Source organism: uncultured Bacteroides sp., assembly GCF_910578895.1.
Taxonomy (GTDB): Bacteria; Bacteroidota; Bacteroidia; order Bacteroidales; family Bacteroidaceae; genus Bacteroides.
Genome location: NZ_CAJTSC010000092.1, coordinates 3,485 through 5,887, shown reverse-complemented (window position 1 = coordinate 5,887; position 2,403 = coordinate 3,485). Strand labels below are relative to the sequence as shown.

General features: G+C 46.0%; 4 protein-coding genes and 1 pseudogene (1 of these 5 running past the window's edge). 3 read left to right on the top strand and 2 right to left on the bottom strand.

Going from position 1 to position 2,403, the window contains the following annotated elements; genetic code table 11:
* Positions 1-140: 140 nt before the first annotated feature.
* From QZ327_RS14005 to QZ327_RS13995, 3 genes are read left to right on the top strand one after another with little or no spacing between them, the layout of a single operon-like run.
* Positions 141-1,007, top strand: coding sequence for a BT4734/BF3469 family protein (locus QZ327_RS14005; RefSeq protein WP_294620303.1), 867 nt, complete (start codon positions 141-143; stop codon positions 1,005-1,007).
* Between the two features lie 5 nt (positions 1,008-1,012).
* The gene (locus QZ327_RS14000) at positions 1,013-1,168 is read left to right on the top strand and encodes a hypothetical protein (protein ID WP_294620301.1); all 156 of its coding nucleotides are present in this window, start codon (positions 1,013-1,015) and stop codon (positions 1,166-1,168) included.
* Positions 1,169-1,170: 2 nt separating this feature from the next.
* Complete coding sequence (locus QZ327_RS13995) at positions 1,171-1,443, top strand: hypothetical protein (RefSeq protein ID WP_294620299.1); 273 nt, start codon at positions 1,171-1,173, stop codon at positions 1,441-1,443.
* 165 nt (positions 1,444-1,608) lie between these two features.
* Here the strand turns inward: QZ327_RS13995 and QZ327_RS13990 are convergent, their stop codons facing one another.
* Positions 1,609-1,926: a hypothetical protein gene (locus QZ327_RS13990; RefSeq protein WP_294620297.1), complete on the bottom strand. Its 318-nt coding sequence runs from the start codon at positions 1,924-1,926 to the stop codon at positions 1,609-1,611.
* Positions 1,927-1,939: 13 nt separating this feature from the next.
* Positions 1,940-2,403 (bottom strand): annotated as a pseudogene (locus QZ327_RS13985) (ParA family protein) (it continues 304 nt past the right edge of the window).

The window sequence follows — 2,403 nt, the reverse complement described above, 5'->3', positions numbered from 1 at the left end:
TTACTACACATATACACACTACACACTAAATATAATATGCTGATAAATAGATTGTTTAATAATATTTATAGTGTGTAGTAAAACGCCGATAACCCTAAAATTATCCGAAATCTGACTACACACCAAAACAAGCCAAAAGTATGATTTTAGATACCCCAATTTCCATATATGACAGCGTAACCGACCGAAGCGGACACGTCGGGACGCTCGGAGATTTCCTGCGTCTTTGCATTGCAAACAAAGAGAATGTTAATAGGCTGCGCCGTTCCATGTCTGATGATGAAAAAAAACAGATTAAAACGCAACTTCCGGCGGCGACTATTAGCGGAGTTTTCGAGCCAACACGGGCGACTAAAAATTTAACCCAGCATAGCGGTATGATATGCGTAGACATAGACCACTGCGAGGACTGCGGCGCCGTCATACGTCAACTTGCCGACATAGATATTTGCGCGTATGTTTCGCGGTCAGTAAGCGGTCATGGAGTTTTCGCTATCATTCCGCTTGCATATCCCGATAAGCACAAACAGCAGTTTGAGGCTCTTCGCCGCTACCTTCGTGATTTCGGCATTGACCTTGATAGGCAGTGCAGCGACATAACACGATTGCGAGTTATAAGTTACGATCCAGACGCGGTGATAAGATTGGATGCTGTGCCATATCGGGGAATATACGAAGAACCGCGCCGCCGTAACACCTATACACATAGCCGATATATGGGCGAAGATTGGACGCTAAAAAACGTGGCCAAGTGTGTGGATAAAATATTATCTGCGCGAGTTGACATAACAGACGGATATAATAATTGGCGAGATGTTGGTTTTTCTCTTGCTTCACTCGGAGAGAGCGGACGCGACTTTTTTCACGCTGTCAGTAGCATTTATCCAGGCTACAATCGAGAACAATGCGACCGAAAATTTACAGAGCTGTGCAAGAGCGTGAATCGTATTCACATAAATACTTTTTTTGAAATTTGCCGGAACTACGGAATAACATACAAGGATTAAAGGATATGATGAAATTAATATGTGAGGACTGCAAGCGCAGTCGCAGGACTTCAAGCGGTACGATAGTATGCACTACTATCGGAGTGCCGGAGCTTGCATTTCGTTATGGCAAGTGCCGCCGTTACGAGCAGCGAAATAAAAGCGAACAAATTGCGAAATAACTATGAAAGAAAAACGAAATAACTACGAAGAAACTTTGTGCGGCAAGTGTCATTTTGCCGACATGGAGGCAGGGTGCTGCCGTTGCCCGGAACTGTCGCCCGATATATGGGATTATGTAGAGCCGAGGATTGAAACCCGAAAAGAAGTGCAAGCAGCCCTATCGGTATGCACACAACAAATGTTGAGGGAGCATAAGGCCGCGCCGCTTATTGCTCCGGCTATAACAGCTATATCAGGAAAATGCAATTACTATGCACCACAAGCCACAGAATAGCCACTAATTTTGAGTTTATGCGCTTGGGTGGATGTATTCTATATCTGCACCAAAATTGCGCGATAATGGGTCTTATTTGAAGCGATAGAGCCGAGGTTATTCGCCCCGGCTCTTGCTATACTTTATGATTGCAATAATTAAGTAATTATTTACTGCAATAATTATTTACATATTTAAGTATTTGCGTAGTAATGTGTCAATTATTGCCGTCTGTGTAGTGTGTTCCATGACTGCCCGGAGCTTCAACTCGTGAAGCAGGTTTTTAGGTAGCCGGACTGTCAACGGTGCAACTTCCTCCGTTATCGTTTTAGGTCTGCCCGACTTCTTTTCTTCGGTCGATACCGCCGCCGGATCATCTTCATTTGCCGCCGTTGTGTCGGGTGCTGCCGCTTCATGGGGCGCGTCGATGGGCGCAGGGGTTGAGGGTTGCGCCGTTGAATTTATCTGTTTGCTTGCGAGAGCTGCCAAACCTTTCTTTGCCATATTGCTATATTGTTTATTTGTTTGATTGTAGTATTTCCGTTGCAAGTTCCATGTAGTCCTTTGCGCCGTTGCTGTCGGGGGCATAGTCGAATATCGAGCAATGAGCCAACGGAGCCTCCGCGATGGATATATTTTCGCGTATCCGGCTTTTTAACACCTTATCGCCGTAGCGTTCCGCGATGGTGGATAATACAACCGTGTTGAGCTTGCGGTTATTGAACCGGGTAACGACTACGCCGCCGACATGGAGAGTGGGGTTGAGGTCTGCGACAACATCAGATATGTAATTGTCGAGCATTGCAAGTCCGCGCATAGGCAGAGCTTCGCCGGTCAGAGGTATAAGAACACTGTCTGCCATTGACAGAACATTGAGCGTGATTAGTCCGAGCGAGGGCGCACAGTCTATTAAAACAAAGTCGTAATTCCCCACAACCGGGGAAAGCAGCTTTTTGAGGACAAATTCACGCGCCCGACGGC

What these genes read in the sequence shown, in the direction of transcription:
- QZ327_RS13995 (WP_294620299.1), top strand. Translation starts at nt 1,171, where the DNA reads ATGAAAGAAAAACGAAATAACTACGAAGAAACTTTGTGCGGCAAGTGT.
- QZ327_RS13990 (WP_294620297.1), bottom strand. Translation starts at nt 1,926, where the DNA reads ATGGCAAAGAAAGGTTTGGCAGCTCTCGCAAGCAAACAGATAAATTCA.
- QZ327_RS14005 (WP_294620303.1), top strand. Translation starts at nt 141, where the DNA reads ATGATTTTAGATACCCCAATTTCCATATATGACAGCGTAACCGACCGA.
- QZ327_RS14000 (WP_294620301.1), top strand. Translation starts at nt 1,013, where the DNA reads ATGATGAAATTAATATGTGAGGACTGCAAGCGCAGTCGCAGGACTTCA.